This window comes from Chelatococcus sp. XZ-Ab1 (assembly GCF_029309855.1).
GTDB lineage: Bacteria > Pseudomonadota > Alphaproteobacteria > Rhizobiales > Beijerinckiaceae > Chelatococcus_A > Chelatococcus_A sambhunathii.
This window is the reverse complement of the sequence record NZ_JARKII010000013.1, coordinates 1-23,509: the sequence shown is the minus strand read 5'-3', so window position 1 is coordinate 23,509 and position 23,509 is coordinate 1. Positions and strand designations below refer to the sequence as shown.

General features: G+C 68.5%; 38 protein-coding genes and 1 tRNA gene. 38 read left to right on the top strand and 1 reads right to left on the bottom strand.

What is annotated here, in order from left to right; translation table 11 throughout:
• Positions 1-43 precede the first annotated feature (43 nt).
• Genes P2T65_RS17645 through P2T65_RS17580 form a run of 14 tightly spaced genes read left to right on the top strand, consistent with a single transcriptional unit; the run spans position 44 to position 7,002 of the window.
• On the top strand, positions 44-718 hold the full coding sequence (locus tag P2T65_RS17645) for an ATP-binding protein (RefSeq protein WP_183316246.1): 675 nt from the start codon (positions 44-46) through the stop codon (positions 716-718).
• On the top strand, positions 718-1,338 hold the full coding sequence (locus tag P2T65_RS17640) for a hypothetical protein (protein WP_276200390.1): 621 nt from the start codon (positions 718-720) through the stop codon (positions 1,336-1,338). Before P2T65_RS17645 ends, P2T65_RS17640 begins: the two co-directional genes overlap by 1 nt.
• Positions 1,335-1,760 (top strand): transcriptional regulator, encoded by a 426-nt coding sequence (locus P2T65_RS17635; RefSeq protein WP_276200389.1) that lies wholly within the window; start codon positions 1,335-1,337, stop codon positions 1,758-1,760. Before P2T65_RS17640 ends, P2T65_RS17635 begins: the two co-directional genes overlap by 4 nt.
• Positions 1,753-2,397, top strand: coding sequence for a DUF3164 family protein (locus tag P2T65_RS17630; protein ID WP_276200388.1), 645 nt, complete (start codon positions 1,753-1,755; stop codon positions 2,395-2,397). The genes P2T65_RS17635 and P2T65_RS17630 overlap by 8 nt, the downstream gene beginning before the upstream one ends.
• A gap of 11 nt (positions 2,398-2,408) precedes the next feature.
• The gene (locus tag P2T65_RS17625) at positions 2,409-2,681 is read left to right on the top strand and encodes a hypothetical protein (protein ID WP_276200387.1); all 273 of its coding nucleotides are present in this window, start codon (positions 2,409-2,411) and stop codon (positions 2,679-2,681) included.
• A gap of 11 nt (positions 2,682-2,692) precedes the next feature.
• Complete coding sequence (locus P2T65_RS17620) at positions 2,693-3,580, top strand: hypothetical protein (protein WP_276200386.1); 888 nt, start codon at positions 2,693-2,695, stop codon at positions 3,578-3,580.
• On the top strand, positions 3,577-3,828 hold the full coding sequence (locus tag P2T65_RS17615; protein WP_276200385.1) for a GapR family DNA-binding domain-containing protein: 252 nt from the start codon (positions 3,577-3,579) through the stop codon (positions 3,826-3,828). The genes P2T65_RS17620 and P2T65_RS17615 overlap by 4 nt, the downstream gene beginning before the upstream one ends.
• A 3-nt stretch (positions 3,829-3,831) precedes the next feature.
• Positions 3,832-4,113, top strand: a complete 282-nt coding sequence (locus P2T65_RS17610) for a hypothetical protein (RefSeq protein ID WP_276200384.1) — start codon at positions 3,832-3,834, stop codon at positions 4,111-4,113.
• Positions 4,110-4,844 (top strand): DUF2786 domain-containing protein, encoded by a 735-nt coding sequence (locus P2T65_RS17605; protein WP_276200383.1) that lies wholly within the window; start codon positions 4,110-4,112, stop codon positions 4,842-4,844. The genes P2T65_RS17610 and P2T65_RS17605 overlap by 4 nt, the downstream gene beginning before the upstream one ends.
• Positions 4,841-5,203, top strand: a complete 363-nt coding sequence (locus tag P2T65_RS17600; protein WP_276200382.1) for a hypothetical protein — start codon at positions 4,841-4,843, stop codon at positions 5,201-5,203. Before P2T65_RS17605 ends, P2T65_RS17600 begins: the two co-directional genes overlap by 4 nt.
• Positions 5,203-5,427, top strand: a complete 225-nt coding sequence (locus P2T65_RS17595; protein WP_276200381.1) for a hypothetical protein — start codon at positions 5,203-5,205, stop codon at positions 5,425-5,427. Before P2T65_RS17600 ends, P2T65_RS17595 begins: the two co-directional genes overlap by 1 nt.
• Positions 5,424-6,032: a regulatory protein GemA gene (locus P2T65_RS17590; RefSeq protein ID WP_276200380.1), complete on the top strand. Its 609-nt coding sequence runs from the start codon at positions 5,424-5,426 to the stop codon at positions 6,030-6,032. Before P2T65_RS17595 ends, P2T65_RS17590 begins: the two co-directional genes overlap by 4 nt.
• Positions 6,029-6,592, top strand: a complete 564-nt coding sequence (locus P2T65_RS17585; protein ID WP_276200379.1) for an MT-A70 family methyltransferase — start codon at positions 6,029-6,031, stop codon at positions 6,590-6,592. Before P2T65_RS17590 ends, P2T65_RS17585 begins: the two co-directional genes overlap by 4 nt.
• On the top strand, positions 6,589-7,002 hold the full coding sequence (locus tag P2T65_RS17580; RefSeq protein ID WP_276200378.1) for a helix-turn-helix domain-containing protein: 414 nt from the start codon (positions 6,589-6,591) through the stop codon (positions 7,000-7,002). The genes P2T65_RS17585 and P2T65_RS17580 overlap by 4 nt, the downstream gene beginning before the upstream one ends.
• A gap of 23 nt (positions 7,003-7,025) precedes the next feature.
• Here the strand turns inward: P2T65_RS17580 and P2T65_RS17575 are convergent, their stop codons facing one another.
• Entirely contained in the window at positions 7,026-7,619 is a 594-nt protein-coding gene (locus P2T65_RS17575) for a hypothetical protein (protein ID WP_276200377.1), read from the bottom strand.
• 203 nt (positions 7,620-7,822) lie between these two features.
• On the opposite strand from P2T65_RS17575, the gene P2T65_RS17570 reads away from it, so the two are divergent.
• From P2T65_RS17570 to P2T65_RS17455, 24 genes are all read left to right on the top strand, one after another.
• Positions 7,823-8,677, top strand: a complete 855-nt coding sequence (locus tag P2T65_RS17570) for a peptidoglycan-binding protein (RefSeq protein ID WP_276200376.1) — start codon at positions 7,823-7,825, stop codon at positions 8,675-8,677.
• The gene (locus tag P2T65_RS17565) at positions 8,674-8,964 is read left to right on the top strand and encodes a hypothetical protein (protein ID WP_276200375.1); all 291 of its coding nucleotides are present in this window, start codon (positions 8,674-8,676) and stop codon (positions 8,962-8,964) included. The genes P2T65_RS17570 and P2T65_RS17565 overlap by 4 nt, the downstream gene beginning before the upstream one ends.
• Positions 8,961-9,353, top strand: coding sequence for a hypothetical protein (locus tag P2T65_RS17560; RefSeq protein WP_276200374.1), 393 nt, complete (start codon positions 8,961-8,963; stop codon positions 9,351-9,353). Before P2T65_RS17565 ends, P2T65_RS17560 begins: the two co-directional genes overlap by 4 nt.
• A gap of 4 nt (positions 9,354-9,357) precedes the next feature.
• A complete protein-coding gene (locus tag P2T65_RS17555) occupies positions 9,358-9,558 on the top strand; it encodes a hypothetical protein (protein ID WP_276200373.1) in 201 nt (66 codons plus the stop codon).
• The gene (locus P2T65_RS17550; protein ID WP_276200372.1) at positions 9,555-9,884 is read left to right on the top strand and encodes a DUF2730 family protein; all 330 of its coding nucleotides are present in this window, start codon (positions 9,555-9,557) and stop codon (positions 9,882-9,884) included. The genes P2T65_RS17555 and P2T65_RS17550 overlap by 4 nt, the downstream gene beginning before the upstream one ends.
• Positions 9,881-10,180 (top strand): hypothetical protein, encoded by a 300-nt coding sequence (locus tag P2T65_RS17545; protein WP_183316260.1) that lies wholly within the window; start codon positions 9,881-9,883, stop codon positions 10,178-10,180. The genes P2T65_RS17550 and P2T65_RS17545 overlap by 4 nt, the downstream gene beginning before the upstream one ends.
• 2 nt (positions 10,181-10,182) lie before the next feature.
• Positions 10,183-10,758 carry a DUF3486 family protein gene (locus tag P2T65_RS17540; RefSeq protein WP_276200371.1) on the top strand — a complete coding sequence of 192 codons (576 nt, stop codon included), beginning with the start codon at positions 10,183-10,185 and terminating at the stop codon, positions 10,756-10,758.
• Positions 10,751-12,481, top strand: a complete 1,731-nt coding sequence (locus tag P2T65_RS17535) for a terminase family protein (protein ID WP_276200370.1) — start codon at positions 10,751-10,753, stop codon at positions 12,479-12,481. The genes P2T65_RS17540 and P2T65_RS17535 overlap by 8 nt, the downstream gene beginning before the upstream one ends.
• Before the next feature lie 9 nt (positions 12,482-12,490).
• A complete protein-coding gene (locus P2T65_RS17530; protein ID WP_276200369.1) occupies positions 12,491-14,146 on the top strand; it encodes a DUF935 domain-containing protein in 1,656 nt (551 codons plus the stop codon).
• A 125-nt stretch (positions 14,147-14,271) separates the two neighbouring features.
• Positions 14,272-15,477: a phage minor head protein gene (locus P2T65_RS17525; protein WP_276200368.1), complete on the top strand. Its 1,206-nt coding sequence runs from the start codon at positions 14,272-14,274 to the stop codon at positions 15,475-15,477.
• A 151-nt stretch (positions 15,478-15,628) separates the two neighbouring features.
• Positions 15,629-16,606 carry a phage protease gene (locus tag P2T65_RS17520; RefSeq protein WP_183316265.1) on the top strand — a complete coding sequence of 326 codons (978 nt, stop codon included), beginning with the start codon at positions 15,629-15,631 and terminating at the stop codon, positions 16,604-16,606.
• Positions 16,607-16,639: 33 nt separating this feature from the next.
• Entirely contained in the window at positions 16,640-17,041 is a 402-nt protein-coding gene (locus tag P2T65_RS17515; protein WP_183316266.1) for a hypothetical protein, read from the top strand.
• A gap of 5 nt (positions 17,042-17,046) precedes the next feature.
• A tRNA-Met gene (locus tag P2T65_RS17510) sits at positions 17,047-17,121 on the top strand.
• Between the two features lie 22 nt (positions 17,122-17,143).
• A complete protein-coding gene (locus P2T65_RS17505; protein WP_183316267.1) occupies positions 17,144-18,037 on the top strand; it encodes a Mu-like prophage major head subunit gpT family protein in 894 nt (297 codons plus the stop codon).
• 43 nt (positions 18,038-18,080) lie between these two features.
• Entirely contained in the window at positions 18,081-18,356 is a 276-nt protein-coding gene (locus tag P2T65_RS17500; RefSeq protein WP_276200367.1) for an HI1506-related protein, read from the top strand.
• 176 nt (positions 18,357-18,532) lie between these two features.
• On the top strand, positions 18,533-18,967 hold the full coding sequence (locus tag P2T65_RS17495) for a DUF1320 domain-containing protein (protein WP_183316269.1): 435 nt from the start codon (positions 18,533-18,535) through the stop codon (positions 18,965-18,967).
• The gene (locus tag P2T65_RS17490) at positions 18,964-19,446 is read left to right on the top strand and encodes a phage virion morphogenesis protein (RefSeq protein WP_276200366.1); all 483 of its coding nucleotides are present in this window, start codon (positions 18,964-18,966) and stop codon (positions 19,444-19,446) included. The genes P2T65_RS17495 and P2T65_RS17490 overlap by 4 nt, the downstream gene beginning before the upstream one ends.
• A complete protein-coding gene (locus tag P2T65_RS17485) occupies positions 19,443-20,030 on the top strand; it encodes a hypothetical protein (RefSeq protein WP_276200364.1) in 588 nt (195 codons plus the stop codon). Before P2T65_RS17490 ends, P2T65_RS17485 begins: the two co-directional genes overlap by 4 nt.
• The gene (locus tag P2T65_RS17480; protein ID WP_276200363.1) at positions 20,027-20,554 is read left to right on the top strand and encodes a hypothetical protein; all 528 of its coding nucleotides are present in this window, start codon (positions 20,027-20,029) and stop codon (positions 20,552-20,554) included. Before P2T65_RS17485 ends, P2T65_RS17480 begins: the two co-directional genes overlap by 4 nt.
• Complete coding sequence (locus P2T65_RS17475; RefSeq protein WP_183316273.1) at positions 20,554-20,826, top strand: PAAR domain-containing protein; 273 nt, start codon at positions 20,554-20,556, stop codon at positions 20,824-20,826. Before P2T65_RS17480 ends, P2T65_RS17475 begins: the two co-directional genes overlap by 1 nt.
• Before the next feature lie 10 nt (positions 20,827-20,836).
• Positions 20,837-21,043, top strand: coding sequence for a hypothetical protein (locus P2T65_RS17470; RefSeq protein ID WP_183316274.1), 207 nt, complete (start codon positions 20,837-20,839; stop codon positions 21,041-21,043).
• A 4-nt stretch (positions 21,044-21,047) separates the two neighbouring features.
• Positions 21,048-21,443, top strand: a complete 396-nt coding sequence (locus P2T65_RS17465; RefSeq protein ID WP_276200362.1) for a GPW/gp25 family protein — start codon at positions 21,048-21,050, stop codon at positions 21,441-21,443.
• Positions 21,443-22,324 (top strand): baseplate J/gp47 family protein, encoded by an 882-nt coding sequence (locus tag P2T65_RS17460; protein WP_276200361.1) that lies wholly within the window; start codon positions 21,443-21,445, stop codon positions 22,322-22,324. The genes P2T65_RS17465 and P2T65_RS17460 overlap by 1 nt, the downstream gene beginning before the upstream one ends.
• Positions 22,324-23,433, top strand: coding sequence for a phage tail protein (locus tag P2T65_RS17455; protein ID WP_276200360.1), 1,110 nt, complete (start codon positions 22,324-22,326; stop codon positions 23,431-23,433). Before P2T65_RS17460 ends, P2T65_RS17455 begins: the two co-directional genes overlap by 1 nt.
• Positions 23,434-23,509 lie beyond the last annotated feature (76 nt).

The window sequence follows — 23,509 nt, the reverse complement described above, 5'->3', positions numbered from 1 at the left end:
GGCCCGGCGCGAAGGCCGGGCCGAAAGTCGAACCGAGGAAAGCATGACAGTCGACGCACAAACGGTCAAGAAGCCGGCTCCCCTCAAGAACGTCGCCGCGTTCAACGGCCTGATCAAGCGCGTGATCAACCGCGCGCCGGACCTGCCGGGCATGGCCTGCTTCTTCGGGCGCTCCGGCCTCGGCAAGACCAAGGCGGCCACCTACGGGGCCAACGTCACCCGCGCCACCTATGTCGAGGTGGGGCAGTTCACGACCGCCAAGAGCCTCCTGCGCTCCATCCTGGTCGAGCTGGGGCAGCGCCCGCGCGGCGCCATCGCCGACATGGTCGAGCAGGCCATCATGGTGCTCGCGGCCGATCCGATGCGCCCGCTCATCGTCGACGAGGCGCACTTCATCGCGCAGAAGCGCTTCGTCGACCTGCTGCGCGAGCTGCACGACAAGAGCCTCGCCCCGGTCATCCTGATCGGCGAGGAGACGCTGCCGGGCCAGCTGGAGGCCTTCGAGCGGGTCCACAACCGCATGCTCGAGTTCGTCCAGGCCGTGCCCTGCGACGTCGAGGACGCCCGCCTGCTCGCCCGCAGCTACTGCCCCGAGCTGGACATCGACGACGCCCGCCTCGCGCAGATCGTCGATGCCGAGCGCGGCAACACGCGGCGCATTGTCGTGCGCTTCGCCCGCGAGCTGGAGGAGAGCCGCCGCCTGGGGAGGGCCGCATAATGCGCCGTCCTCTCGTCGAACACGTCGCCATGCACCTTCGCGTGCCGCGCGGCCATGCGGGCTTCTGGCAGCTCATCCAGCGCGCCGCCGAGCAAGGCACCTTCACCCTGGCCGACATCGTCGGTGCGACCAACGTCCATGAGGCGACCGTCGCCGACTATGTGAAGCGCCTGGCCAAAGCCGGCTATCTCGCGGTCGACCATGTTGAGGCGGTGCGCGGCATCCGCCACGGCCGCTACCACTACCGGCTCGCCCGCACCTCGCGCGATGCGCCCCGGCTCGCCCGCGACGGCAGCGCCTTTCCCGAGACGGCCACCGAGACGCTCTGGCGCACCATGAAGATGCTCAAGCGCTTCACGGTGTCGGCGTTGCAGGAAGCCGCCAGCACCGAGCTACGGGCCATCCCGCGGCCGACCGTTCAGCGGTACGTCCGCCACCTTGCCGAGGTGGGCGTGCTCGCGCGCCTCAAGGCGGGCGGCGGCCGCGGGCATGAGGCCGAGTTCCACTTCGTGCGCAATCTCGGCGCCGAGCCGCCGCGCATCCTGCGCACGCACCTCGTCTTCGATCCGAACAGCAACACCGTGCTCGGCCAGCCCGAGGCGAAGGAGGTGACGCCGTGAACCGCGGACCTCTGCCCGGCATGGCCGCGGGCATCGACTACGTCGCCAAGGCGCGCGCCACCTGGGGCGAAGAACTGCCGGATTGGGTGCTCGTGCTCGCCCAGGAGATGACGCGCACATCGGGCGCCGTGACGGCCAAGCGCATCAACTACAGCCCGGCCGTCCTCAGCAACATCATCTCCGGCACCTATCGCGGCAACGTCGCCCGTGTCGAGGAGGTGGTCCGCGGCGCGCTCATGGGCGCGACCGTCGTGTGCCCCGTGCTCGGCGATATCGGCCGTGACCGCTGTCTCGACGAGCAGAAGCAGCCCTTCCGCGCAACGTCGTCACTGCGCGCGCGCCTCTTTCACGCCTGCCGGAAATGCCCTCACGCGTCGGCCGACAACGCCCGCGCCCTTCCCAACGGAGATCACAATGTCTGAGCCTGCGGTCCTTGAGCCCGGCACCGTCGAGGTGCACGGCAAGATCTACATGCCCGACGCCAAGGGCAATCTCGTGCCGGTCGACACCATAAAGCCGGCCGACAAGCTGGAGGACGAGACCGTCCGCAAGGTGATGGGCTATGCCAAGGCCCTGTCGGCGCAGATCAGCCGCTTCAAGCAGCACACCTTCGACGATCTCGGCGCCTTCGAAGCCATCCTCGCGCAGGAGTACGGCACCAGCAAAGGTGGCGCGAAGGGCAACAAAACCTTCACCACCTTCGACGGCCTGATGAAGGTGCAGGTCCAGGTTCAGGACAACATCGACTTCGGGCCGCAGCTCCAGCACGCCAAGGAGCTGATCGACGAGTGCCTGATGGAGTGGTCGGCCGACAGCCGCCCCGAGATCCGCGCCATCGTCACCCGCGCCTTCAACACGGACAAGGCGGGCCAGATCAACCGCGCCGAGATCTTCATGCTCCTGCGCCTCGACATCGAGGACGAGCGTTGGCAGCGGGCCATGGAGGCGATCCGCGACGCCATGCGGGTCATCGGCTCCAAGACCTATGTGCGCTGCTACGAGCGCGACCGGCACGACGCGGAATGGCGGCCGGTGACCATCGACCTCGCGAGAGCATGACGGAGGCTGCGATGCAGAAGGTCTTCGTCATCCAGGCCATGGGCATCCGGCAGGCCGGGCTCATGGCGCGCCTCGACTATCGCGGCGGCACGCGCTGCAAGGTGCGCATCCAGGGTGCCCGCATGCCGCGCCTCGTCGATCCCGCGCTCGTCTTCGACGACGCCGAGGCGGCGCGCGAGGCGTGGCGCGATGCCCGGCGCCATCGCCAGTCGCTGGAGAAAGCCGGCCGGCACCTGACCGTGACGGAAGCCGCGCTCGATCTCGCCCGCCAGCTTGCCGCGTGAAGGAGGCTTCAATGTCGATTTTCAGCGACATCTCAGACGCCGATTTCGTCGACGTCTTGCCGGCGCGGCCTGCAGGGCCGGCGCCGCTCGTCATCTCCGTCAAGCTGTTCGGCCGCAAGAACCGCCAGTCGCCACGCCTGCAGCTCAACATGTCGTCGGATCTGGAGAGCGAGATCGGCGGTGGCCGCTTCGCGATCCAGTTCGCGGCAGCGAAGGGACTGCTACGGGTCAAGGCGGACGATCGCGGGGCATATGAGGCGGTCCCGTCCGGCAGGGGCGACAGGCGCCTAATTCGCTGCCCGTTGCCACCGGGGGTGTTTGCCGGCAGCGAGCCTGCGGAGCCGGAGTTCTACGTCGATGCGATAGGCAGGCAGATCCTCGTGGAGATGCCGCAAGCGTTCCTGCGGTCCGCCCCTGTCCCGGCGACGCCGAAGCCGCTGGCGCCGGCGGAACTGCCGCGTCTGCCCCGGCCCCCGGTGCGGCGCCCGGCCGAGACGGTGACGGCCGAGCTGATGGGCGATCCGCCGCCGGAGCGCTCCGCCCTCGCCGGCCGGGGCGAAGAGGACACGCACATGCGCGCCCTTCTCGGGCTGACCCCGACCTTTCCGCGACGGATCGGGGGCCAGTCGTTCGCCCCGGCCGAGGCCGCCATCTTGGAGGTGCTGCTCCGGCGCGAACAGGTCAATCGCTACGGCCTCCTCGTCGCCACGCATGACCCTGCCAAGGGCGAGGACGAGCGGGACGAGAAGATCATCGACGTCTTCATCTCAAGGATGCGGGCGCGCGTGCAGGCACTCGGCTTCGACATCCTCAACCGGCGCGGCGGCGAGTTCTACCTGTCCGGCGATGCCAAAGCCCGGCTCAAGCAACTCATCAGCGAACAGGAGGCACCGGAGTGACCAGCGACGTTGCAGACAGCGGCGTGGCCGCTGAGGAGCTGAAGCAGTTGATCGAGCGCATCGAGCGGTTGGAGGAAGAGCGGGCCGCCATCGCCGGCGACATCAAGGAGATCTACGGCGAGGCCAAGGGCCGCGGCTTCGATGCTGCCGCCATCCGAAAGCTGATCGCCATGCGCAAGCGCTCGCCCGAGGAACGGCAGGAAGAGGAAGCCATCCTCGAACTCTACATGCAGGCATTGGGGATGTGAGTCATGAAGGAACGTCTCGACAAGCGCCGCTGTCTCTATGGCGAGCCGCGCCTCTCCGATGCTCAGGTCATTGCGCTGCGCGCGCTTGCCAGACGCAGGCTCCTTCGCAACCGCATCGGCTATGAGGCCGATGGCGCGGTGATCCGCAACAGGACGATCGAGGCGCTGGAGAACCAGTGGCTCGCGAAGAGGGACGATGGCGGATGCTGCGGCGCCGCTTCCATCACCGAAAGAGGGCTCAAAGCCGTCCGGCTGATCGATGAAGCCGCCGGAGGTGGGGCATGAAAGCCGATCTCGTGAAAATCCGCGCCCGCCTTCAGGCCTTGCGCAATATGACCACCGCGAATGGGTGCACTGAAGCCGAGGCGCTCGCCGCGGCCGAGAAAGCGGCTGAGCTGCTCGCCGCCAATAATCTCGCCGAGGTCGATCTGGATGCGCCGACCTTTGAGGAACTGTCAGTGGCGTTGGGAGCGCGCCGTACGCCTCTCGACAAGGTGTGGCAAGCGGTGGCGCTATTCGCGGATTGCAAGGGCTACCTGAAGCGGAGCGGAAACCGTTGGCAGTTTTGCTACTTCGGCCGCTCATCCGACGTCTTAGTCGCCGAATACGTGCATGAGGTGATCCGCCGCGCCTGCGAGACAGCGATTGCCGAGTTCCGGCGTTCCGAAGCGTATCGCAAGCGCCGGAAGCCGAAGACTCGCGCTGACGCGGTGCGCGCCTTCAGCGAAGGCTTGGGGGAAGCCATCACGAGAAAGGTGGTTGAGGGGCTCTGGCGCCGGATCACCCCCTCGGGCGAAGCGCGAAGCTGGGCATTGGTCGAAGCGCGCCGCGCGCCCCTCGACGAGGCCCTGCGGGCGCAGGGCGCGCGACTGCGTGACGTGAAGCCAATCGGTAAGGCACGGGGTCGCAGTCGGCACGAGGCGATAGCCGCGGGCTATCGGGCGGGCCGCACGGTCGATGTTGCCGCCGGGCTCGACGGCACTGCTCGATCCGATATTGCGGGGCTGCTGACATGATCATGTCGACCGTCACCCTCGCCGACCTCGACCAGGAGGAGCGAAGCATCCTTTTCGACATGCTGGTCGAGGCCAACCCTTGGCTCGTGAGGGAGGCCGATCTCTGGTGGGCACGATCTCAGGCATTCCGCCGGCGAGCGAGTAAGGAGTTCGACCGCTATGTAGAGGCCGGCAACCGGCGGAACGCTGCGCATGACAAGCGTTCAACGGCCCGATCTGCCCGCACGCGCCTTGCCGCCGACTCCGCTTACGTGAAAGCCAACGAGGCGATGGCCCGGCATTGGCGCGCCTACGAGCGATGCGAGCAACGAGCCGACGAGGCCTGGAACCGGGCGTATCCGCCCCAGGAGCCGGCCTGATGCCCCGCGCTGCCGCTCGCCCCTCCGCACCGCCGCCGTTGCTCGTGTGGGATGAGCTGCGGCAGATCGAACAGATGCGCTTCGAGCGCGAGCAGCTGCGGCAGCGCGTTGCCCGCCTCCCTCTCCATTGCCACCGCCGGATCGTCCTGCAGGCGCGACTCGAGCAGCTGACCCTCCAGCTCGTCGCAGCCGAGGTCGCCCTCAATGCGAGGCCATTGCCATGACGAAAGTCGCCCCTTCGAACGAACGCGTGACGCCCGCGCAGATCTGCGCGCTCCAAGCGGCCCGCCGCAAGGCCGGCATGACAGATGAGGACTATCGCGCGTGGCTCGATTCGCGCGCCGGCGTCTTCTCCACCACCGAGTTGAGCCGCACGGCCGCGGCCCGTCTGATCGACGAGCTGAATGCCCGCGCCCCGCGCCGCTCCCCAGCCGCGACGGTCTCCGGCATCTACGCTGGCAAGCTGCGGGCGCTGTGGATCTCCGGCTGGCAACTCGGCGTCGTTGCCGAGCGGGATGACCGGGCGCTGCTCGCCTTCGTCCAGCGGCAGACGGGGGTGACGCACACCCGCTTTCTCACGGATCCGAAGGAGGCTTCAAAGGCCATTGAAGCCCTCAAGGCGTGGCTCGCCCGCGAGGCCCGCGTTGCTTGGCCGGGGGATCGCTCGGACGTGATCGGTGCCAAGCGCGCCGTGCTGCGCGCCCAGGCGCGCCTCCTCGCCGGCTGTGCCGATCTCGAATTGCCTGTCGTCAATGTCGCCGCCGAGCAACTGGACGCCACCATCGCGGAATACGGTCGTCTGATCCGCCGGCGCAGGGGGCGCAAATGAGCTGGCCGTTTGGAGAGCTTCGTCCCCTGTCCATGGATGTGATCGTCGCCGATCCGCCCTGGGACTTCGAGAACTGGTCACAGGCCGGCACGAAGAAGGGTGCGGATCCGCATTATTGCGTCATGTCGCTCGACGAGATCGAGCGCCTGCCGGTCGGTCAACTCGCCCGCGGCGACTGCCTGCTGCTCTTGTGGGCGACAGGATGCATGTTACCGCAGGCGCTCAGCGTCATGCAGGCGTGGGGTTTTCGGTTCGTATCCGAGATCGTCTGGCACAAGGTCACGCGCAACGGCAAGACACGCATGGGCACCGGCTACCGGGTGCGCACCATGCACGAGCCGGTCCTCCTCGGCGTCATGGGCTCGCCGGCCCACCGGCCGTTTCCGAGCTATTTCGCAGGCGTTGCCCGCCAGCACTCCCGCAAGCCCGAGGAGTTCTACCGCCTCGTCGACGCGCATGTGCCGGCCATCGGAAAGCTCGACCTGTTCTCGCGTCAGAGCCGGCCGGGCTGGTCGGCGTGGGGCAACGAGGCGGGCAAGTTCGACCAGGAGGCGGCATGACACGTCCCGGCTGGCCGGACCTGCCTCAGCTGTTGTCGGAGATTGCGGAGGTCGCCGGCATCAGCGCCGCCCTCGCGATTGCCGAGGTGAAGGGCGGCCAGGAGGTGTTCATCGTGGCGCGGCTCAAGCCCGACAACTGGCTCGTCCAGGCAGTCGGCATGGAGAAGGCGCGCCTCATCAGCGATCATTTCTGCAGCGGGCGGGCGCGGCTGAAGGTGACGGTCCCACTCGGCCCCACTGGCTCCTACCTCGCCGAGCGTCGACGTCGGGCACGAGCGATGGCAGAGGCCATGGCGACCGGCGCGTCAGCAAACGAGATCGCCCGCGCGGCCGGGGTCACAAACCGCTCGGCGCGGCGTTTCCGATCCCGCGCCCGCGAGGCCGACAGCGAGCAGGGCTCGTTGTTTTGATTTTTGAGCGAGCACTAGACGCGCTAACTCTCAGGCCTAAATCTTGTTTGGGCCGCTTCATAGTTTCTCTTAAGTCTATCGATGACGAAGCCGCGCACCTTGAAGCTGGGGAGTTTATATTTTTTTCGTGCGAGCATGGCTATTCTTAGCGCTTTATACCCCATCGAGCCGAGCGCATTTGCCATAATACCATCACGGCCGTATATATCGCCTTCGACCATGACGTTTTGAGCAAAGGAGACACCTCGATTGATTGACCTAAGCTCGCTGAACAATGTCAAATACTCACTCACAATGCCGGCATCCAGAGCTTTCCAGTCGGCATGAGGAAGAACTGGAAGCTCTGGCAGGTCGTCTATCAGGCTGCCGGCCGCTCCTCTGGACGATTCCCACATCTCCAGCTCAGCGATCGAATACTCACAATCGAAGGCATAGGCCTCTAATGCCGTTGCCAAATGTGCGGCTTGATGTCGAGCTGCGCCCAAATTGCTCGCCCGGTCGCGCCGCGCATCGCGGAGCCAGCCGAGCCCCTGGTTGATAACCGCAGTCACAACGCTGGTTGAGAGCAGCAGTCCGATTACGCTGCCAAGTGAAAATGTCGTCGTAACTTGATCCATCGTCGCCCCGCAGTCGGCCGGTCAGGAAAACGCCACTGGCCAATCATGTATACGGCACGGCGATAGCCCACCACCATAGCGTGTCCGGACACGCGTCCGGGGCCGCTTCCAGCACCGTTTTCGGGATCGTCTCCATCATCCCGAGGCCGGACGCTCTGTCAATCAGGCCTCGTCGAGACATCCGAACTCAAGCCGGGGGCGACGTGATTCACGAGAGCCAGATCAGGGCCATTGCGCCGAACGCCCGCGACGACGTCGTCGCCGTCGTGGTGCGCGACGGCGCCCATGTGCTGACCAGCACGCGCATCGACACCCCGCTGCGGCTGGCGCACTTCCTGCCGCAGACGGCACACGAGAGCCGCGGCCTCACGCGGCTGGAGGAAGACCTCAGCTACAGCGCACCGCGCCTCATGGAAGTGTGGCCCAAGCGCTTTCCGACCCTCGCGTCGGCCACGCCCTTCGCCCGCAATCCGCGGGCGCTTGCGAACCGCGTCTACGGCGGCCGGATGGGCAATGTGGATCCCGACGACGGCTGGGCGTTCCGCGGGCGCGGGCTCATCGGCCTCACCGGCCGGGCCAACTACCGCCACTACGGCCGCAGGATCGGTGTGGACCTCGAAGAGGACCCGGACCTCGCGGCCGAGCCCGGCATCGCGTTCCGGCTGGCGGCGGCGTTCTTCGCGGAGGCCGGCTGTCGCGAGGCCGCGGATGCCGACGACGTCCTCGCGGTCACGCGCCGCATCAACGGTGGCACCAATGGGCTCGACGATCGCCGCCAGCTCACTGCCATTGCCCGTGCCATCTTCCTGCCCGGCGAGCTGCCCGTGCGCACCTTGCGATCGGGCTGTGTCGGTGTCGACGTCCGCCTGCTCCAGGCCGAGATGGTCGAGCTCGGCATCGAGATCGGTATCGACGGACAGTTCGGCCCGCGCACCGCGTCCGTCGTGGCGGCTTTCCAGCGAAGGGCGAACCTCTCCGCCACCGGCATCGTCGATGCGGTGACCCGCCGCGCGATCGCGGATGCGCTCTTCCTGCAGCGTCACGGTGGCGACGCATGAGCGAAGGGCTCATCAAGCCGAAGCGCCATTTCACGCGCGGGCTGACGATCGGCACGCTCGTGCCGGCGTGGACGTGCATCGCCTGGGCGATGTGGCTCGGCGATCGCATGGCCGAGGCCGTGGTGCCGCCCATGATGATGCTGATCGCCGCGACCCTCGGCGTCTACCAGGGCGTCGGCCATCTCGACCTGCGCGGCCAGCTGGGCGCCGGCCGGCGCGGCCGGCCGCCCTACGACCGCGACGACAGGATCGACTTCGGCCGCCACGACCGGGAGCAACAGCCATGATCGCCGCCATCGGCACCTATTTCGCGCAGCGCCTCGGCCGGGCGGGCGCCATCGCCCTCGCGGTTGCGGCGCTCCTCGCTGTCGCCGGCCTCGGCGCGTGGCGGGCGACGGCCGCGATCGAGCGCCTGGTCAACGACGCGGCGACGCAGGCGCGCGCGGCGCGGGATGCGCATTGGCGGGCCGAGATCGAAGCGTCCAACGCAAAGGTCGCGGCCATGCGCCTGCAGCAGGTCGAGGCAGCCATGCAGGCCGAGAAGTCTCTGCGCGACGCGAAACAGCAGTTCGAAGCGGATTTGAAGGAGCTGGAGGAGGCAAATGCGGCCCTTGCTGGTGGCGATGATGGCGGCCTGGGGCGCGATCGCGTCCGGCTGCTCAACGGCGCCCGGTGATCCCGTGATCCGGACGGAGCTGGTGCGGCCAAGCCTGCCGCCCGCCGTGCGCGAGCCGTGCCCGGCGCCGGTGCCGCTGCCCGACCGCGGCATCACCTCGGCCGAGGTGACGCGCTGGTGGGGCCGCGACCGTGCCGAGCTGCGCGCTTGCGAGCAACGGCGCGCCGCGGCCGTCGCCGCTGTCGACGGGAGCGCCTCCCCGTGAGCGAGCTGATGACGTTCATCCAGGCCTACGGCGGGGCGCTGGCGCTCCTCGGCTCGATCGCGGTGATCCTGCTCTCGTCGAAGTTCGTGACGCGCGACCAGCTGGCCGCGAGCAACAAGCGCATCGACGACATCGAGGACCGGCTCATCACCCTGGAAGGTGAGATGCGCCACCTGCCCGACAAGGACGTCTCCCACCGCATGGAGCTGGCCATCAAGGAGATGCAGGGCGACATCAGCGTGCTGGCCGAGCGCCTCAAGCCCGTCGCCGAAATCAGCCGGCGGCTGCAGGAACTCTTCCTCGAACAGGCGAAGGGCAGATCATGAACCTGATGGACCGGCTCATCCGTGAGGAGGCGCGCCTCATCATCCTGCGCGCGCTCGACGAGCAGGCGGACCGGCGCCTCAACAGCGAGCTGCTGCGCCTCGCCCTCGAGTCGTTCGGCATCACCAAGACCCGCGAGTGGGTGCACGAGGAGCTGCGCTGGCTCGCCGATCTCGGCGCGGTGGCCGTCGTCGAGGCCGGCACCGTGCGGGTGGCGAGCCTCACCTCCAAGGGCGCCGACCATGTCGCCCGGCGCATCGTGATCGAGGGCGTCAAGCGCCCCTCGCCGGAGGCCTGATCATGGCGCGCGGACGCGGCCGCCTTTCGTCGATCGACCTTCTTCCGCCCGAAGCCGAAGAGGATGTTGCCTGGGCGTTCGCGCAGCTGCGCGAGCGCAAGATGACCCAGGAGGAGATCCGCGAGCAGCTCAACCTGCGGCTGAAGCTCAAGGGCATCGACCCGATCAGCTCCTCGGCCTTCAACCGGGCGGCCGTACGCACCGCGCGCATGGCGCACCGCCTGGGCGAGGTGCGTGAGATCGCCAGCGCCCTTGCCACGAAGTTCGAGGATGGCGGCGACGAGAAACTGACGCTGCTCGTCAGCGAGACAATCAAGAGCCTCGTGTTCGAGCTGCTCGAAAACGCCGGCAACCTGAAGGCGACGCCGCTCACGGCCGAGATGGTGGCGAACCTCGCCACCGCCGTCGCCTCGGCCGAGCGCGCGAAGAAGATCTCGGCCGACACCCGCAAGATCATCGAGAAGGACTTCCGCAAGAAGGTCGACGATGCCGTCGACAAGGTCGGCGCCTTCAAGGGGCTCAGCCCGGAAGCGAAGGAGGACTTCAAGCGCGAGTTGTTCGGGGTCCGCGATGGCTGACGGGGACATCCTCAAGGCCGCCGGCAAGGCGATCCGCAAAGGCCTGCGCGACGGGATCGCGACGGCCGCTGCCGCTTCGATCGCCATCACCGCCGCGACTGCCGACATCACGGCGCGGCCGACACGCGACGAGTGGGTATTCATCCGCACCCAGCAGGGCCGCGCCACCGCGGCCGACTGGCGCGAGACCACGGTCCTGCTCGGCTATCAGGCCCGCATCGTCCTGGCGTGCGAGCAGTACGACGTCGTGTTCGTCGAGAAGAGCCGCCGCACGGGCGCCACCTGGGGCGCGGCAGCCGACGCCGTCCTGCGCTCGGCGAGCCCGCGCAATAACGGCGGCATGGACACCCTGTACATGGGAACGTCCCATGACATGGCGAAGGAGTTCATCGACGCCGCCGCCATGTGGGCGCGCCTGTTCGAAAAGGTCTGCGCCGGCATCTCGGAGACGATCTTCGACGACGGGTCCGAGAAGGGCATCCAGGCGCTCAAGATCGATTTCGCGTCGGGCTTCTCCATCGTCGCCCTGTCGTCGAAGCCGCGTTCCCTGCGCGGCCGGCAGGGCTTCGCCATCCTCGACGAGGCCGCCTTCGTCGACAACCTCGCCGAGTTGCTGAAGGCCGCGATGGCTTTCCTCATGTGGGGCGGCAAGGTGCTGGTCATCAGCACCCACAACGGCGCCGACAATCCGTTCAACCAGGTCATCACCGATATCCGCGCCGGCCGCGTCAATTACGGCCTGGTGCGCTTCGACCTCGACGATGCGCTTCGCGACGGGCTGTTCGAGCGCATGTGCCTTGTCAATTCGCACAAGCACGGCGAGTGGACCCCGGAGAAGGAGGCGGACTGGCGCGAGAAGCTCGTCAGCGACTATCGCGATGGGGCCGACGAGGAGCTGTACTGCATCCCGAGCCAGGGCTCGGGCGCGTGGCTGCCGTCGCCCCTGATCGAGGCGCGCATGGTGGATGCGCCGATCCTGCGGCTGTCGTTCCCCGAGTCGTTTGCCCTGGAACCGGAGCACATCCGCAAGGCGACGGTGCAGCGCTGGATCGAGGAGGAGCTGCTGCCCGTCATGCGGGCGACGCTCGATCCGACGCTGATGACCGGGTTCGGCATGGACGTCGGCCGCCACCGCGACCTCACGGTGATGTGCCCGATGCAGATCAGCCGGCTGATGCGCCGCGTGGTGCCGTTCATGGTCGAGCTGCAGCGCGTGCCCTTCCAGCAGCAGGAGCAGATCCGCGACGCCCTCGTCGCTGGCCTGCCGCGCTTCATCGGCGGCCGGACGGACGCCACCGGCATCGGCGCCAGCCTCGCCGAGAGCGGCATGCAGAAATTCGGGCAGCGCATGGTCGAGGTGAAGTTCTCGACCGAATGGTACCGGGTCGAGATGCCGCCGGTTAAAGCGGCCTTTGAAGACGACATGATCGCCGTTCCGAAGGATGCCGAGGTGTCGGCGGACCTGCGCGCCTTCAAGGTCATCAAAGGCATCGCGACCTTGCCCGCCCTGCGTACCACCACGGCCACGGGCGGCACGCGGCACGGCGACGCCGGCATCGCCATCGTGCTCGCCTATTCGGCGACGCGCCAGCCGTTCGAGGCCTACGGCTACGAGAGCGCCCAGCCTGGCGCAGACGCGGAGTACGAGCGGCGCCGGCGGCTGCGCCCGGTCGATTCCTATCGCGACAACATGATGCCGGGCCGCAATGACGGCCTTTGGTGAGGTGCGGTGATGGCTGACAAACCCGGGCTGGTCGACTGGACCGGCGTCCCTATCCGCAGTCGGCGCGAACTCGAGCGCGAGGAGGCCGTGCCGAGCGTCACCGGCATCCAGCACAGGTTCGACGAGACCGTCGCCTCCGGCCTGACGCCCGCCCGGCTGGCGTCGTCCCTGCGCGATGCCGCCGCCGGCGACATGTACGACTTCCTGACCCTCGCCGAGGAGATGGAGGAGCGCGAGCTGCACTATCGCTACGTGCTGGAGACCCGGAAGAACGGCGTCACATCGCTCAACGTCCAGGTCGACCCGGCAAGCGAGAACGCCCGCGACGTCGAGATCGCCGACTTCCTGCGCAACGAGTTGGTCGAGACGCCGACCTTCCAGCAACTGCCCGACATGCTCGTCGACGGTCTCGCCAAGGGCTATTCCGTCGTCGAGATGGTCTGGCGGACGGGCAACCGCTGGGTGCCGGAGCGGTTCATCTGGCGCGACCCGCGCCTGTTCCACTTCGACCGCGAGACCCGGCGCGCGTTTCGCCTGCGCATCCAGGCCGAACCGGACGGCCGGCCGCTCACGCCGCTGAAGTACCTCACGCACGTTCCGCTCCTGAAGATGGGCCTGCCGGCGCGCAACGGGCTCGCGCGCATCGCGGCCTGGGCGTTCATGTTCAAGAGCTTCAGCATGCGGGACTGGGCGCAGTTCCTCGAAGTCTACGGCATGCCGCTGCGCCTCGGGAAATACGGGCCGGGCTCGTCGAAGGACGACCGCGCCGTCCTGCTCGCCGCAGTGCGACGCCTCGGCCGCGATGCCGCCGCCATCGTTCCCGAGGGCATGAACATCGAGTTCGTGGAGCCGAAGGGTTTTTCCGACCGGCCGTTCGAGGGTCACGCGCGTTTCATCGACGAGCAAATGTCGAAGCTGATCATCGGCAAGCCCGGCGACGGCACCGCCTCGTCCCGTGCCGGCGAGGAGACGCTCGACAAGGTCCGCATCGACATCAAGCGCTCCGACACGCGGGATCTGCAGCTGACGCTCATGCAGCAGCTCATCATCCCCGTGGTGCAGCTCAACTTCGGGCCGCAGGTAGCCTATCCCAAGGTGCACTTCCCGATCCCCGAGCGGAAGGATTTGCAGGTCTGGTCGAATGCGGTGACCTCGCTCGTCGATCGGGGGCTCGAAGTCGAGCAGTCTCAGGTCTACGACGTGCTCGGCCTCAAGGAGCCGGCCAAGGGCGCCAAGCTGCTCACGGCCGGACAGGCTCGCGCTGCCCCGCAGGTGCCGGTTGAGAAGGCCAGCGCCATAGGGGGCGCGGGAGCGCGCCCGTCTGTGGATGGGGACGCCCCGCCCGGGCGCGGGGCTATGCCGTCCCGCTACCGTCTCGATCCGCGCGTGTGCCCGGCCTGTGGCCCGGCGCGGCTGCAGGCGGACGGCGGTGAGGACCAGGACGAGATCGACGCGCTCGTCGCGGCCGAGCTGGACGGTTGGCGCCCGGTCATGGATCCGATCCTGCAGGCTGTCCGCGCGGCGGCCGAGGACGCGCGCGACTATGACGAGTTCCTCGCCTCCCTCGACCGGCTTGACGGGCAGCTGCCGGTAGACGGGCTCGCCCGCCGGATCGCGGTCCTGAACATGATCGGCAGGGGGCGCGGCGATGCGGGAGAGGAGTGAGGGGCGCAGCGCCGCCGTTAAAGGGGTTTTGAAGCCCTTGGGGGCGCCTCTTCGGGCCGGCGCGCCCATCGGGCCGTCCCGGAAGGCCTCGCGCGCCGGTGGGCGCCTGTCCGGCGGGGCCGCTCATGTCGCTTGACGACCTGTTCAACCAGGCGCCGAAGGAGGTCGTCAAGTATTTCGACCGGCGACCTTCGCGGCCGTCGTTTCGGTGGTCCGAGTGGTCGCCGCGCGAGCACGCCCTCGGCTATACCGTTGCCCGCACGGCCGGCTTCGACGTCCTGGACGATATCAGGGCGGCCACGCGGCAGGCTGTGGTCGACCGCATCCCCTTCGAGCAGTTCCGTGCGCAGCTCGAGCCGACGTTGCGCGCCAAGGGCTGGTGGGGCGAAAGGCGCGTGCGCGATCCACGCACCGGGCAACTGGTGAAGGCGCAGCTCGGTTCGGTGCGGCGCCTGTCCCTCATCTACGACGCCAACATCCGCTCGGCCGAGGCGGCGGGCGACTGGATCCGCATCCAGCGCACCAAGGACGTGCTGCCGTATCTCGAATACATGACCTCGTTGTCGGAGCGGAAGCGACCGCTGCACCTCTCGTGGGTCGGCACCACGCTGCCGGTCGATGACAGCTGGTGGGCCACGCACTACCCGCCCAACGGCTGGCGCTGCAAATGCCGGGTCCGAAGCCGGGCCGCGCCGCGCGAAGGCGCCTCGACCGAGCGCCCGCCCATCAATCTCCAGCCTTGGACCAATCCCGCCACCGGAGAGTCGCGCCTTGTCCCGGCCGGTATCGATCCCGGCTGGGAGAGCAACCCCGGCCGGACGCGCGAGCGCATGGCGAGCCGCCGCCTTGTCGACCGGCTCGACCGTATGGGCGACGAGGCCCGGCGCGAGACGATCCGGCACCTGCGGGCGGATCCGGTTTTTCGCTATGTCACGGAGAACGGTGCAGGGTTTGACCATGGACGCCGGTTCGAGCCTGATCAGGCGCCGGCCGGGCGGCTGCGCTGGCCGGTGGCCGCGCTCGGCGACGAGCTGGCGGCGATGCTCGGCACGAAGAGCCGCACCCTCACGTTGAGCGTCGCCGACGCGGCGAAGATCCGTGAGAAGCATCCCGAGACGACAGCCTTCTGGCCGATCGTGCAGGAGGCCATCGACAATCCGGACGTTGTGGTGACCGGCCCGAAGCTGGTGCTGTGGCGTCGCGTTGCCGGCATCCCGTGGAAGATCGCCTTGAAGGCGAGCGCTCCGGGCGAGCTCTTCCTCAACAGCGTTTACCGCGGTCGCGAAGATGCCTTTCAGAAGGCTCTGAAAGCGGCGGGGAAAGAGGGATAAGCGGTCGGTAGGTCGGCACCCCTACACGTCACCTGGACGGCACTCCATGGCTCGACCGCTTCGGAAAGGTAACATCGGGCGAACCGGATAGCAAACGCCCCGGACGTGCGTCCGGGGCCTTGTGTTCCGCCAGCTTCGCCATGGTGCCCTCATGCCGAAGCGAACTGCAACCCCCCGTGACGAAATTCTCCCGGCCGACCTGATCGCCGGCGGTGTGGCCTTCGAGGTGGTCACCGCCGCCGCGGACGGCGAGGTCACGCTGCCGGAGTGGATCCAGCTCACGCCGCGCGGTCGCGTCACGGCGCGGGACGGACGGGTCTTTGCGTTCGATCCCGAGCGGCTGGCCGCCGGCTTCACGGCGGGCGGGCTGAAGCTGCCGATCGACTTCGACCACGAGACCGAGTTCACGATGATGCTCGGCGCGAAGCCGGCGCGTGGCTGGATCGTCGCCGTCGAGGCACGCCCCGAGGGGCTGTTCGGCCGTGTCGAATGGCTGCCGGATGCCGTCGAGGCGCTCCAGGCACGCCGTTATCGCTACATCTCACCCACCTTCTGGCGCGAGGAGGACGGCATGACGGCCCGTCTTCTCAAGGGCGCCGCCCTCGTCACCTCGCCGGCGCTCGGCATGCCGGCCGTCGCATCCGCTCATCTGGAGGACCCAATGCTGAAAGAGCTGCTGGCGGCGCTCGGCCTCGCCGACACCGCGACCCTCGACGATGCCAAGGGCGCCATCGCGCGCCTGTCGGCCATCGATCCCGACAAGTACGTGCCCAAGGAACAGCACGAGGCGACGGCGGCGGCGCTGGCCCAGGCGCAGGCAACCATCGCGGCCGCCAGGGATGCCGCCGAGGCGGCCCGCTGCTCGTCCCTGGTCGACGAGGCCGTCACGGCCGGCAAGATCGCCCCCGCCGCCCGCGACCACTATGTCGCCCTCGCCAGGGCGAACTACGACGCCACGAAGGCGGCCATCGACGCGATGCCCGTGGTCGTTCCGCCCGGCGTGGATCCCGCGACCGCGACGGCCGATCCCAGCACCGGCGCCGCGGGCCAGCTCAGCGACGCCGAGAAGGAGATCGCCGCCAAGCTCGGCATCGAGCCTGCCGCGTTCCTCGCTGCCCGCCGCGTCTGACGCCGCGACCATCCGCAACCGGAGCCTGCCCCGATGCCCCTCGCCAAACCCCGCAACACCATCACGCGTGCGCCTGATCTTCTGGTCATCCCTGTCGCCGCAGCCACGGTCATCCAGCAAGGCGCCCTCGTGTGCGTCGACGGCGGCCATGCGGTCCCCGGCGCCACCGCCGCGGAGCTGACGGCGGCCGGCAGGGCCGAGGAAACCGTCGACAACAGCGACGGTGCCGCGGGCGCCAAGGCGATCACCATTCGCCGCGGCGTCTTCAAATGGAAGAACGCCGCCGCGGATCCCATCGGCCAAGCCGACCTGCTGGCCGACTGCTACGTCGTCGACGACGAGACGGTCGCCAAGACGGACGGGGCGGGCACGCGGTCCAGGGCCGGCAAGGTGCTCGACATCGAGCCCACCGGCGTCTGGGTCGAGACCCTCTGAGCTTCGGCGGGATAGCGCAGCGGTAGCGCGCCGGGCTCATACCCCGGAGGTCGGTGGTTCAAATCCACCTCCCGCAACCACCCTTCATCGTGAGGACGGACCATGGACATCAATTCGGCCAACCTGCGGGCGCTCACGACGGGCTACCGCGCCAACTTTCAGGCGGGCCTCGGCGCAGTGCAGCCCATGTGGGGCCGCTTCGCGACCGAGGTGCCGTCCACCACGTCGGAGGAGCTGTACCCGTGGCTCAACCAGATCCCCGGCATGCGCAAATGGATCGGCGAGCGCCAAATCAAGAACGTTGCCGACTCGAGCTACCGCCTCGTCAACGAGGACTGGGAGGACACGGTCTCGGTCGGGCGCAACTCGATCCTCGACGATCGATATGGCCTCTATCGCCCTCTAATGGGCATGCTCGGCGACGCCGCAGGCCGCCAGCCGGACGAACTGATCTTCAGCCTGTTCAAGCAAGGGTTCACCACCAACTGCTTCGACGGCCAGTTCTTCTTCGACACGGACCATCCGGTTCTCGACGCCAACGGCTCATTCGTTTCCGTCTCGAACGTCCAGGCCGGCACCGCCGAGCCGTGGTTCCTGCTCGACACCCGGAAGGCGCTGAAGCCGCTGATCTTCCAGAACCGGCAGGCGCCGGTGTTCGCAGCGCTCGACAACCCGGATGATCCGAACGTCTTCATGAAGAAGGAGTTCATCTACGGGGCGGACAGCCGCAACACGGGCGGCTTCGGCTTCTGGCAGACGGCTTTCGGCTCGAAGGCCGATCTCACGCCGGCGAACTTCGCCGCCGCCTTCACGGCGATGACGCTCCTCAAGGCGGACTACGGCGCGCCGCTCAGCATCACGCCCGACGTCCTGCTCGTCGGCCCGAGCAACCGCTCGAAGGCGGAGGCCATCGTCAAGAAACAGAACCTCGCGGGCGGCGAGTCGAACCTCGATTACGGCCGCGTCGAGCTGGTCGTGGCGCCCTGGCTCGGCTGATCGCCGGGCCAGCTCTCCCCCCGATAGTCCGTGAGGCAACCCGATGAGCGCAAAACCCAACAGCAAGCAGGCTCCGGCGGCCGGCGCCGAGAAGGCGCAAAAGCCCGCCGAGGCCATCGGCCCGACCAAGCCCGAGGGCCTCCATGTGATCGTGTCGGCGGTGGCCAAGGAGGGCCGGCGCCGTGCCGGCATCGACTTCGCCCATGCCGGCACCCCGCTCGCCCTGGACGATCTCACCGAGGCGCAGTGGGAAGCGATCCTGGCCGACCCCCAGCTCACTGTGCGGCCGGCGAAGAACCCCGAACCCGAGGAAGACTGAGATCCCGAGCGAAAGGAACCGCGGGCAACGCAGCGGACAAACCGGAGCGTGAAGGCCGGGCCGCTGGGCGGGAGTTCCGAGTAGGCGCGGCCTCGACGCGGATCGAGCGGACCAAGCCGGGAGAGGAGCGGCCGAGCCGGTGGAAAGCCGGCACCCACCAATGCGGAGGTATTGCGGTGTACGCGAGCCGGCAGGACATCGAGGCGATCTACGGCGCGCGCCACCTTGAGACGCTCGTGCCGGCCGACGTCGACATCGACGTCGCGGTCAGCCGCGCCATCACGGCCGCTGCCGCCATGATCGACCCGTACCTGCGCAAGCGGTACCGGCTGCCGCTTCCGGTCATCCCGGCCATCATCCAGCAGTGCGCCATCGACCTCGCCTGCTGGCAGCTGGCGCCGGCCGCCGACCGCATGTCCGAGGAGATCGAGAAGCGCGCCAAGATCCGCATCGCCTTTTTGACGGCCCTGGCGGACGGCAAGGTCGATATCGCCGAACTCGAGGCGGCGCAGATCTCGATCGGCGGCGGCCCGAACTCGGCCGAGACGGATAGCGGCGCGGCGTTCTTCACGGACGAACGGCGCTGGCCGACCGGCGGGGGGCTGCTGTGAGCGCGCTGATCGTCCGCCTCGACCTCTCCGGCTTCGGCACGATCGAGGCGATTCTCGCGCGTTTGAACCCGCTTCAAAGCGAGACGCTGCTCGAAGCGCTCGCCCGGCTCATCCGCGAACAAACGGTCGACCGGCTGATCTCGGGCGGGCCGGCACCGGACGGCTCGGCCTGGAAACCGAACGCCGAGCGGCGCACGCCGATCCTCCACCGCACCGGCGCGCTCGCCCGCTCCATCGACTACGCCGTCTCGGGCAACGCGGCCATCGTCGGCTCGGGCCTGGTCTATGCGGCCATCCACCAGCACGGCGGCGCCATCAAGCCGCGCTCGGCCGGAGCGCTCGCCTTCCGCATCGGCAACCAGTTCATCATGACCCGCAAGGTCACCATGCCGGCCCGACCCTACATCGGCCTGTCGGTCGAGGATCGCGCCGAGCTGGTCGCCGCGGCCGTCGGCTATCTGCGGAGGCTCTTCCAATGAGCCGCGTGGCCGCACTGCTCACCGCCGTCGCAGGCAAGCTGCGTGCTGCGCGAGACGAGGCGAACAGGCCCGTCTTCACCGAGGTGCGCGTCGAGCTCGACCGCTACGACCTCGCCGACCTGGTCAACGATTCGACACGCGCTCCGACCGCGCGGGTGTGCTTCATGCGCAGCAAACCGGTGAAGCGGGAAGACGGCGGCCTGGACCTCGACGTCTCCGTCGCCATCGTCGTCGTCGCCGGCCGGCAGGGGCGCGCCAACCCCGAGCTGTCGTCGGCTGACCTCGCGGCGCTCGGCCTCCTCGATCGCTGCACGGTCGAGTTGATGTTCGATCCCTATGTCGGGCTCGGCCAGCTGCAAGCCGCCGACATCGGCGACCAGCTCGTCGCCGTCTCCGAGCAGAGCAACAAGCACGGCGTGGCGATCGCGCTGCTGGAAGCGAAGTGGCGCCTGCTCGACGTCCATATCGCGCGGCCGGCCATCCAGGCGGCGATCGAGACCGGTCGCAATCCGTGGACGCCGGACGGCATCGCCATCGGCGACGGGGAGCCGGAGCCGCCCCGCACGGCGGGAGACGGAACATGAGCGGCGGCGAGCGGGATCTGCGCAAGCGCGTCGCGGCGCTGGAGCGCCGGCTCGGGGCGCTCCTCCTGGTCGGCACGGTCGAGGAGACCAGGGGCGCCCAGGTGAAGGTGCGTTTTGACGACGAAGGCGCCGCCGGCGGGCCGTTCGTCTCGCCGTTCCTCGCCCAGGCGGCCTCGGCCGGCAAGAACGGCCAGGGCGTCTCGCGTTACACCCGCATGGGCAAGGGCGAGCCGGCCATCGTCATGTCGCCCGGCGGGGAGATCGGTGCGCACTCTCGTGTCCTGCCCGGCGGCCACGTCGAGGATTTTCCCTCACCCGGCTCGGCCGAGGAGCACGGCGAGATCATCACCATCGGCAACGCCACCATCGCCATCAAGGATGGCGAGATCCAGCTGCAGGTCGCCGACACGGTGTTCGTCGTCACGACCGAGCGGATCGAGCTGAAGCGGGGCGCCTCCTCCTTCGTGCTCACCGATGCCGCCGTCACGCTCACGGCGCGGCAGTTCCGCGGGGTGAAGGCCTGATGCCGGGGATCGCGGTCAAAGCCCTTGACGTCGCCGGCGGCGCCCAGCTCGCCGGCGGGCAGGACTGGTTCTCGGTCGAGGGCCAGCTCGTCGTGCTGCGCGGCGACCCCGTCACGCCGCACCTGCCGCTCGTACCGCTGCACACCGCTCCGATCATGGCGCAGGGATCGCCCTGGATGAGCATCGACGGCGTGCCGGTCTGCCGGGCCGGCCATCTCGCCAACTGCGGCCACGCCACCACCGGGCGGGGCTGGTTCCTGATCGACGAGTGAGGAGAGACGCATGTCCGAGACGAAGCTGTTCCGCACCACGGACAAGGCAGGCTGGTGGGTCGCCGGCCGGAAGATCCCGGCCGAGAAGATCGACGGTGCCGTCCGCCCGAAGGTCGGCCATGAGCTGCGCCTCACCGAGGCGGAGGCGAAATACGAGCTGCTGTCCGGCGTGATCGAGCGGCCGGCGGCGACGCCGACCACGAAGCGCAAGGATTGATCCCGTGCGGGTGGGCATGGATGCGCAGACGGGGAAGCTGCTGACCGGCTGGGATCATTGCGTCCAGTCGATCGGCAAGATCCTCACGACGCGCGTGGGCCAGCGGGTGATGCGCCGCGCCTTCGGCTCGGCCGCGCTCGACCTGCAGGACCGCAATGCCACGCCCATGAACATCATGCGCGTCTACACTGCCATCGCGGCCGCGCTGCGCCAGTGGGAGCCGGGGTTTCGCCTCAGGACGATCCGCCTGATCCGCGCCGGCGCTGATGGCGTCTTCGCCTTCGAGATCACCGGCGTCTTCTATCCGAACGGCCATCTCGGCGATTACAGCACGAGCGAGGAGCGCGAGGTGGCGCTTGCCGCCGATACGGGCCTGCGCCTCGTGAGGGAGGCGGCCTGATGGGCATCACCGCCATCGACCTTGCCGCCCTCCCGCCGCCCCAGGCGATCGATGAGCTCGAGTTCGAGATGCTCCTCGACGAGGCGACGCAGGAGTTCACGCGCCGCTGGGAGGAACTGCGGCTCGCCAAGCCCGAGCTGCCCTCGGTCAACACGGTCCTGCTCGAGTCGGAGCCGGTCACGATCGCGCTCCAGACCGGCGCCTATCGCGAGCTGCTCGTGCGCCAGCGCATCAACGAGGCGGTGCGGGCGAGCCTGCTCGCTTTTGCGAAGGGCTCCGATCTCGACCATCTCGCCGCTTTCTATGACGTCGTTCGGCTTCCGGGCGAGCTGGACGATCGCCTTCGCCTGCGCGTCATTCTCGCCATCCAGGGCCGCTCGACCGGTGGCACCGCGCCTCGCTATCGGGGCGTCGCCCTGGCCGCGTCCCTGCGCGTGGCGGATGCCCGCGTCTATCGGGTCGGCCGGGATCCGACCATCTTCGTCGCCGTCTACGCTGCCGACAACAGCGGCGTCGCCGATGCCGCGCTTCTTGCGCAGGTCTCGGCCGCGTTGAACGACGACGAGGTGAGGCTGATCAACGACACGATCGTCGTGCGCTCCGCCATCTTCAACGTCGTCGACATCGTGGCCGACGTCTGGTTGCTGCCTGATACGCCCGACACGGTGCTCGGCACCCTGTCGGCATCCCTGCGCGAAGCATGGATGACGGAGACCGGGCTCGGCTTCGACCTGACGCTCGCCTGGGCGACAGCACGTCTCATGCGCACCGGTGTCTACAAGGTGCAGCTCCTGCAGCCCGGCGCCGACGTGCGGGCCGAGCCGCACGAGGCGCTCGCCATCGGGCAGATCCAGCTCAACAACCGGGGGCGCGACTACTGATGGAGCTGCCCCACCTTCAGCCGGACAGCTCGACCCCGCTGGAGCGTACGCTCTCGGCATCGACGGACGTTTATGAGCGGGTCGGGGCCAATGTAACAGCCATGCGGCGGCTGAAGCTCGGCAACCCGCCACCGAGCTGGCTGCCGTTCCTCGTCTACGAATACGGGCTCGGCGAGCTGCAGCCCTATGTTCCGAACCTGTACGAGCTGATCGACGAAGGCATCGACTGGCAGCGGGTCCGCGGCACGCCGGCCTCCGTATTCCGGGCGCTCGGCTGGCTCGGATACAGCGCGGCTCTCGACGAGGCGCCGCCGCGCCGGCGCTTCTGGAACGTGCTGCAGATCGCGCTCGAGCGGGTGCGGGACAACGAAGCGGACCTTATCCGTATCGACGGCGTCACCACGCTCTCCCTGCCGAAGCGCTCCACGTTCTGGCGCGGCTATCACGGCTACGACGTCCGGGCGCTGGAATGGGGCCGCACGCGCTGGGGGCAGACGCTCTGGAGCGCCTATTCGGGTGCTCGCATCCCGCAGTCGGACGTCAAATGGTCGTTCGGCCGGCCCTACGACATCGACCACGCCATGACCCAGGCCGAGCTGCAGGCGCTCGGCGTCTGGATCGAGCCGACGGGCGAGATCGAGCTGGGCTGGGACGATATCCCATGGCCCGATGCGCCCTGGACCTCGGACGCCGAACACGCACGCTCCGTCGCCATGCTGGCGGCCGTACCGGCCGGCACCGCCTGGGCCGTATTCCGCGACGCGGACGGCGCCGTCATCGGCTATCGCCGGGCGCGCGCTCGCTGGCCCGTGCGGCCGGCACCCGGCGGCATCTATGCCATCGGCAGCAACCGATATGCGGTCGAGCTTTCCGGTGCCACGCGCCTCTATGTCGAGGCCATGACCGATTTCGGCGACGGCTTTGGCTCGACGGCATTCAGCGTCGGCTTCGTTCTCTCGGCTGTCCCCGCGGCCGGCTTTGCGCCCGGCGCCCGGTGGCTGCCGGCAGGCGGCATCGTCCCGGCCGGGCCGGTGGTCGCCGAAACCCCTGTCTCCATCGAATTCGGCCGCACCGTGCGCGAGCGCGTGCAGGCCGTCCTGCGCTTCTGAGGAGCGACCATGTCCCACGAGCATCCTTCCGGTGTCCCCGGCGCCTACGACAGGTCGGCGGACCATCCCGATTGGG

What these genes read in the sequence shown, in the direction of transcription:
- P2T65_RS17645 (WP_183316246.1), top strand. Translation starts at nt 44, where the DNA reads ATGACAGTCGACGCACAAACGGTCAAGAAGCCGGCTCCCCTCAAGAAC.
- P2T65_RS17640 (WP_276200390.1), top strand. Translation starts at nt 718, where the DNA reads ATGCGCCGTCCTCTCGTCGAACACGTCGCCATGCACCTTCGCGTGCCG.
- P2T65_RS17630 (WP_276200388.1), top strand. Translation starts at nt 1,753, where the DNA reads ATGTCTGAGCCTGCGGTCCTTGAGCCCGGCACCGTCGAGGTGCACGGC.
- P2T65_RS17625 (WP_276200387.1), top strand. Translation starts at nt 2,409, where the DNA reads ATGCAGAAGGTCTTCGTCATCCAGGCCATGGGCATCCGGCAGGCCGGG.
- P2T65_RS17620 (WP_276200386.1), top strand. Translation starts at nt 2,693, where the DNA reads ATGTCGATTTTCAGCGACATCTCAGACGCCGATTTCGTCGACGTCTTG.
- P2T65_RS17610 (WP_276200384.1), top strand. Translation starts at nt 3,832, where the DNA reads ATGAAGGAACGTCTCGACAAGCGCCGCTGTCTCTATGGCGAGCCGCGC.
- P2T65_RS17605 (WP_276200383.1), top strand. Translation starts at nt 4,110, where the DNA reads ATGAAAGCCGATCTCGTGAAAATCCGCGCCCGCCTTCAGGCCTTGCGC.
- P2T65_RS17600 (WP_276200382.1), top strand. Translation starts at nt 4,841, where the DNA reads ATGATCATGTCGACCGTCACCCTCGCCGACCTCGACCAGGAGGAGCGA.
- P2T65_RS17595 (WP_276200381.1), top strand. Translation starts at nt 5,203, where the DNA reads ATGCCCCGCGCTGCCGCTCGCCCCTCCGCACCGCCGCCGTTGCTCGTG.
- P2T65_RS17590 (WP_276200380.1), top strand. Translation starts at nt 5,424, where the DNA reads ATGACGAAAGTCGCCCCTTCGAACGAACGCGTGACGCCCGCGCAGATC.
- P2T65_RS17585 (WP_276200379.1), top strand. Translation starts at nt 6,029, where the DNA reads ATGAGCTGGCCGTTTGGAGAGCTTCGTCCCCTGTCCATGGATGTGATC.
- P2T65_RS17580 (WP_276200378.1), top strand. Translation starts at nt 6,589, where the DNA reads ATGACACGTCCCGGCTGGCCGGACCTGCCTCAGCTGTTGTCGGAGATT.
- P2T65_RS17575 (WP_276200377.1), bottom strand. Translation starts at nt 7,619, where the DNA reads ATGGATCAAGTTACGACGACATTTTCACTTGGCAGCGTAATCGGACTG.
- P2T65_RS17565 (WP_276200375.1), top strand. Translation starts at nt 8,674, where the DNA reads ATGAGCGAAGGGCTCATCAAGCCGAAGCGCCATTTCACGCGCGGGCTG.
- P2T65_RS17560 (WP_276200374.1), top strand. Translation starts at nt 8,961, where the DNA reads ATGATCGCCGCCATCGGCACCTATTTCGCGCAGCGCCTCGGCCGGGCG.
- P2T65_RS17545 (WP_183316260.1), top strand. Translation starts at nt 9,881, where the DNA reads ATGAACCTGATGGACCGGCTCATCCGTGAGGAGGCGCGCCTCATCATC.
- P2T65_RS17540 (WP_276200371.1), top strand. Translation starts at nt 10,183, where the DNA reads ATGGCGCGCGGACGCGGCCGCCTTTCGTCGATCGACCTTCTTCCGCCC.
- P2T65_RS17535 (WP_276200370.1), top strand. Translation starts at nt 10,751, where the DNA reads ATGGCTGACGGGGACATCCTCAAGGCCGCCGGCAAGGCGATCCGCAAA.
- P2T65_RS17530 (WP_276200369.1), top strand. Translation starts at nt 12,491, where the DNA reads ATGGCTGACAAACCCGGGCTGGTCGACTGGACCGGCGTCCCTATCCGC.
- P2T65_RS17525 (WP_276200368.1), top strand. Translation starts at nt 14,272, where the DNA reads ATGTCGCTTGACGACCTGTTCAACCAGGCGCCGAAGGAGGTCGTCAAG.
- P2T65_RS17520 (WP_183316265.1), top strand. Translation starts at nt 15,629, where the DNA reads ATGCCGAAGCGAACTGCAACCCCCCGTGACGAAATTCTCCCGGCCGAC.
- P2T65_RS17515 (WP_183316266.1), top strand. Translation starts at nt 16,640, where the DNA reads ATGCCCCTCGCCAAACCCCGCAACACCATCACGCGTGCGCCTGATCTT.
- P2T65_RS17505 (WP_183316267.1), top strand. Translation starts at nt 17,144, where the DNA reads ATGGACATCAATTCGGCCAACCTGCGGGCGCTCACGACGGGCTACCGC.
- P2T65_RS17500 (WP_276200367.1), top strand. Translation starts at nt 18,081, where the DNA reads ATGAGCGCAAAACCCAACAGCAAGCAGGCTCCGGCGGCCGGCGCCGAG.
- P2T65_RS17485 (WP_276200364.1), top strand. Translation starts at nt 19,443, where the DNA reads ATGAGCCGCGTGGCCGCACTGCTCACCGCCGTCGCAGGCAAGCTGCGT.
- P2T65_RS17480 (WP_276200363.1), top strand. Translation starts at nt 20,027, where the DNA reads ATGAGCGGCGGCGAGCGGGATCTGCGCAAGCGCGTCGCGGCGCTGGAG.
- P2T65_RS17475 (WP_183316273.1), top strand. Translation starts at nt 20,554, where the DNA reads ATGCCGGGGATCGCGGTCAAAGCCCTTGACGTCGCCGGCGGCGCCCAG.
- P2T65_RS17470 (WP_183316274.1), top strand. Translation starts at nt 20,837, where the DNA reads ATGTCCGAGACGAAGCTGTTCCGCACCACGGACAAGGCAGGCTGGTGG.
- P2T65_RS17460 (WP_276200361.1), top strand. Translation starts at nt 21,443, where the DNA reads ATGGGCATCACCGCCATCGACCTTGCCGCCCTCCCGCCGCCCCAGGCG.
- P2T65_RS17455 (WP_276200360.1), top strand. Translation starts at nt 22,324, where the DNA reads ATGGAGCTGCCCCACCTTCAGCCGGACAGCTCGACCCCGCTGGAGCGT.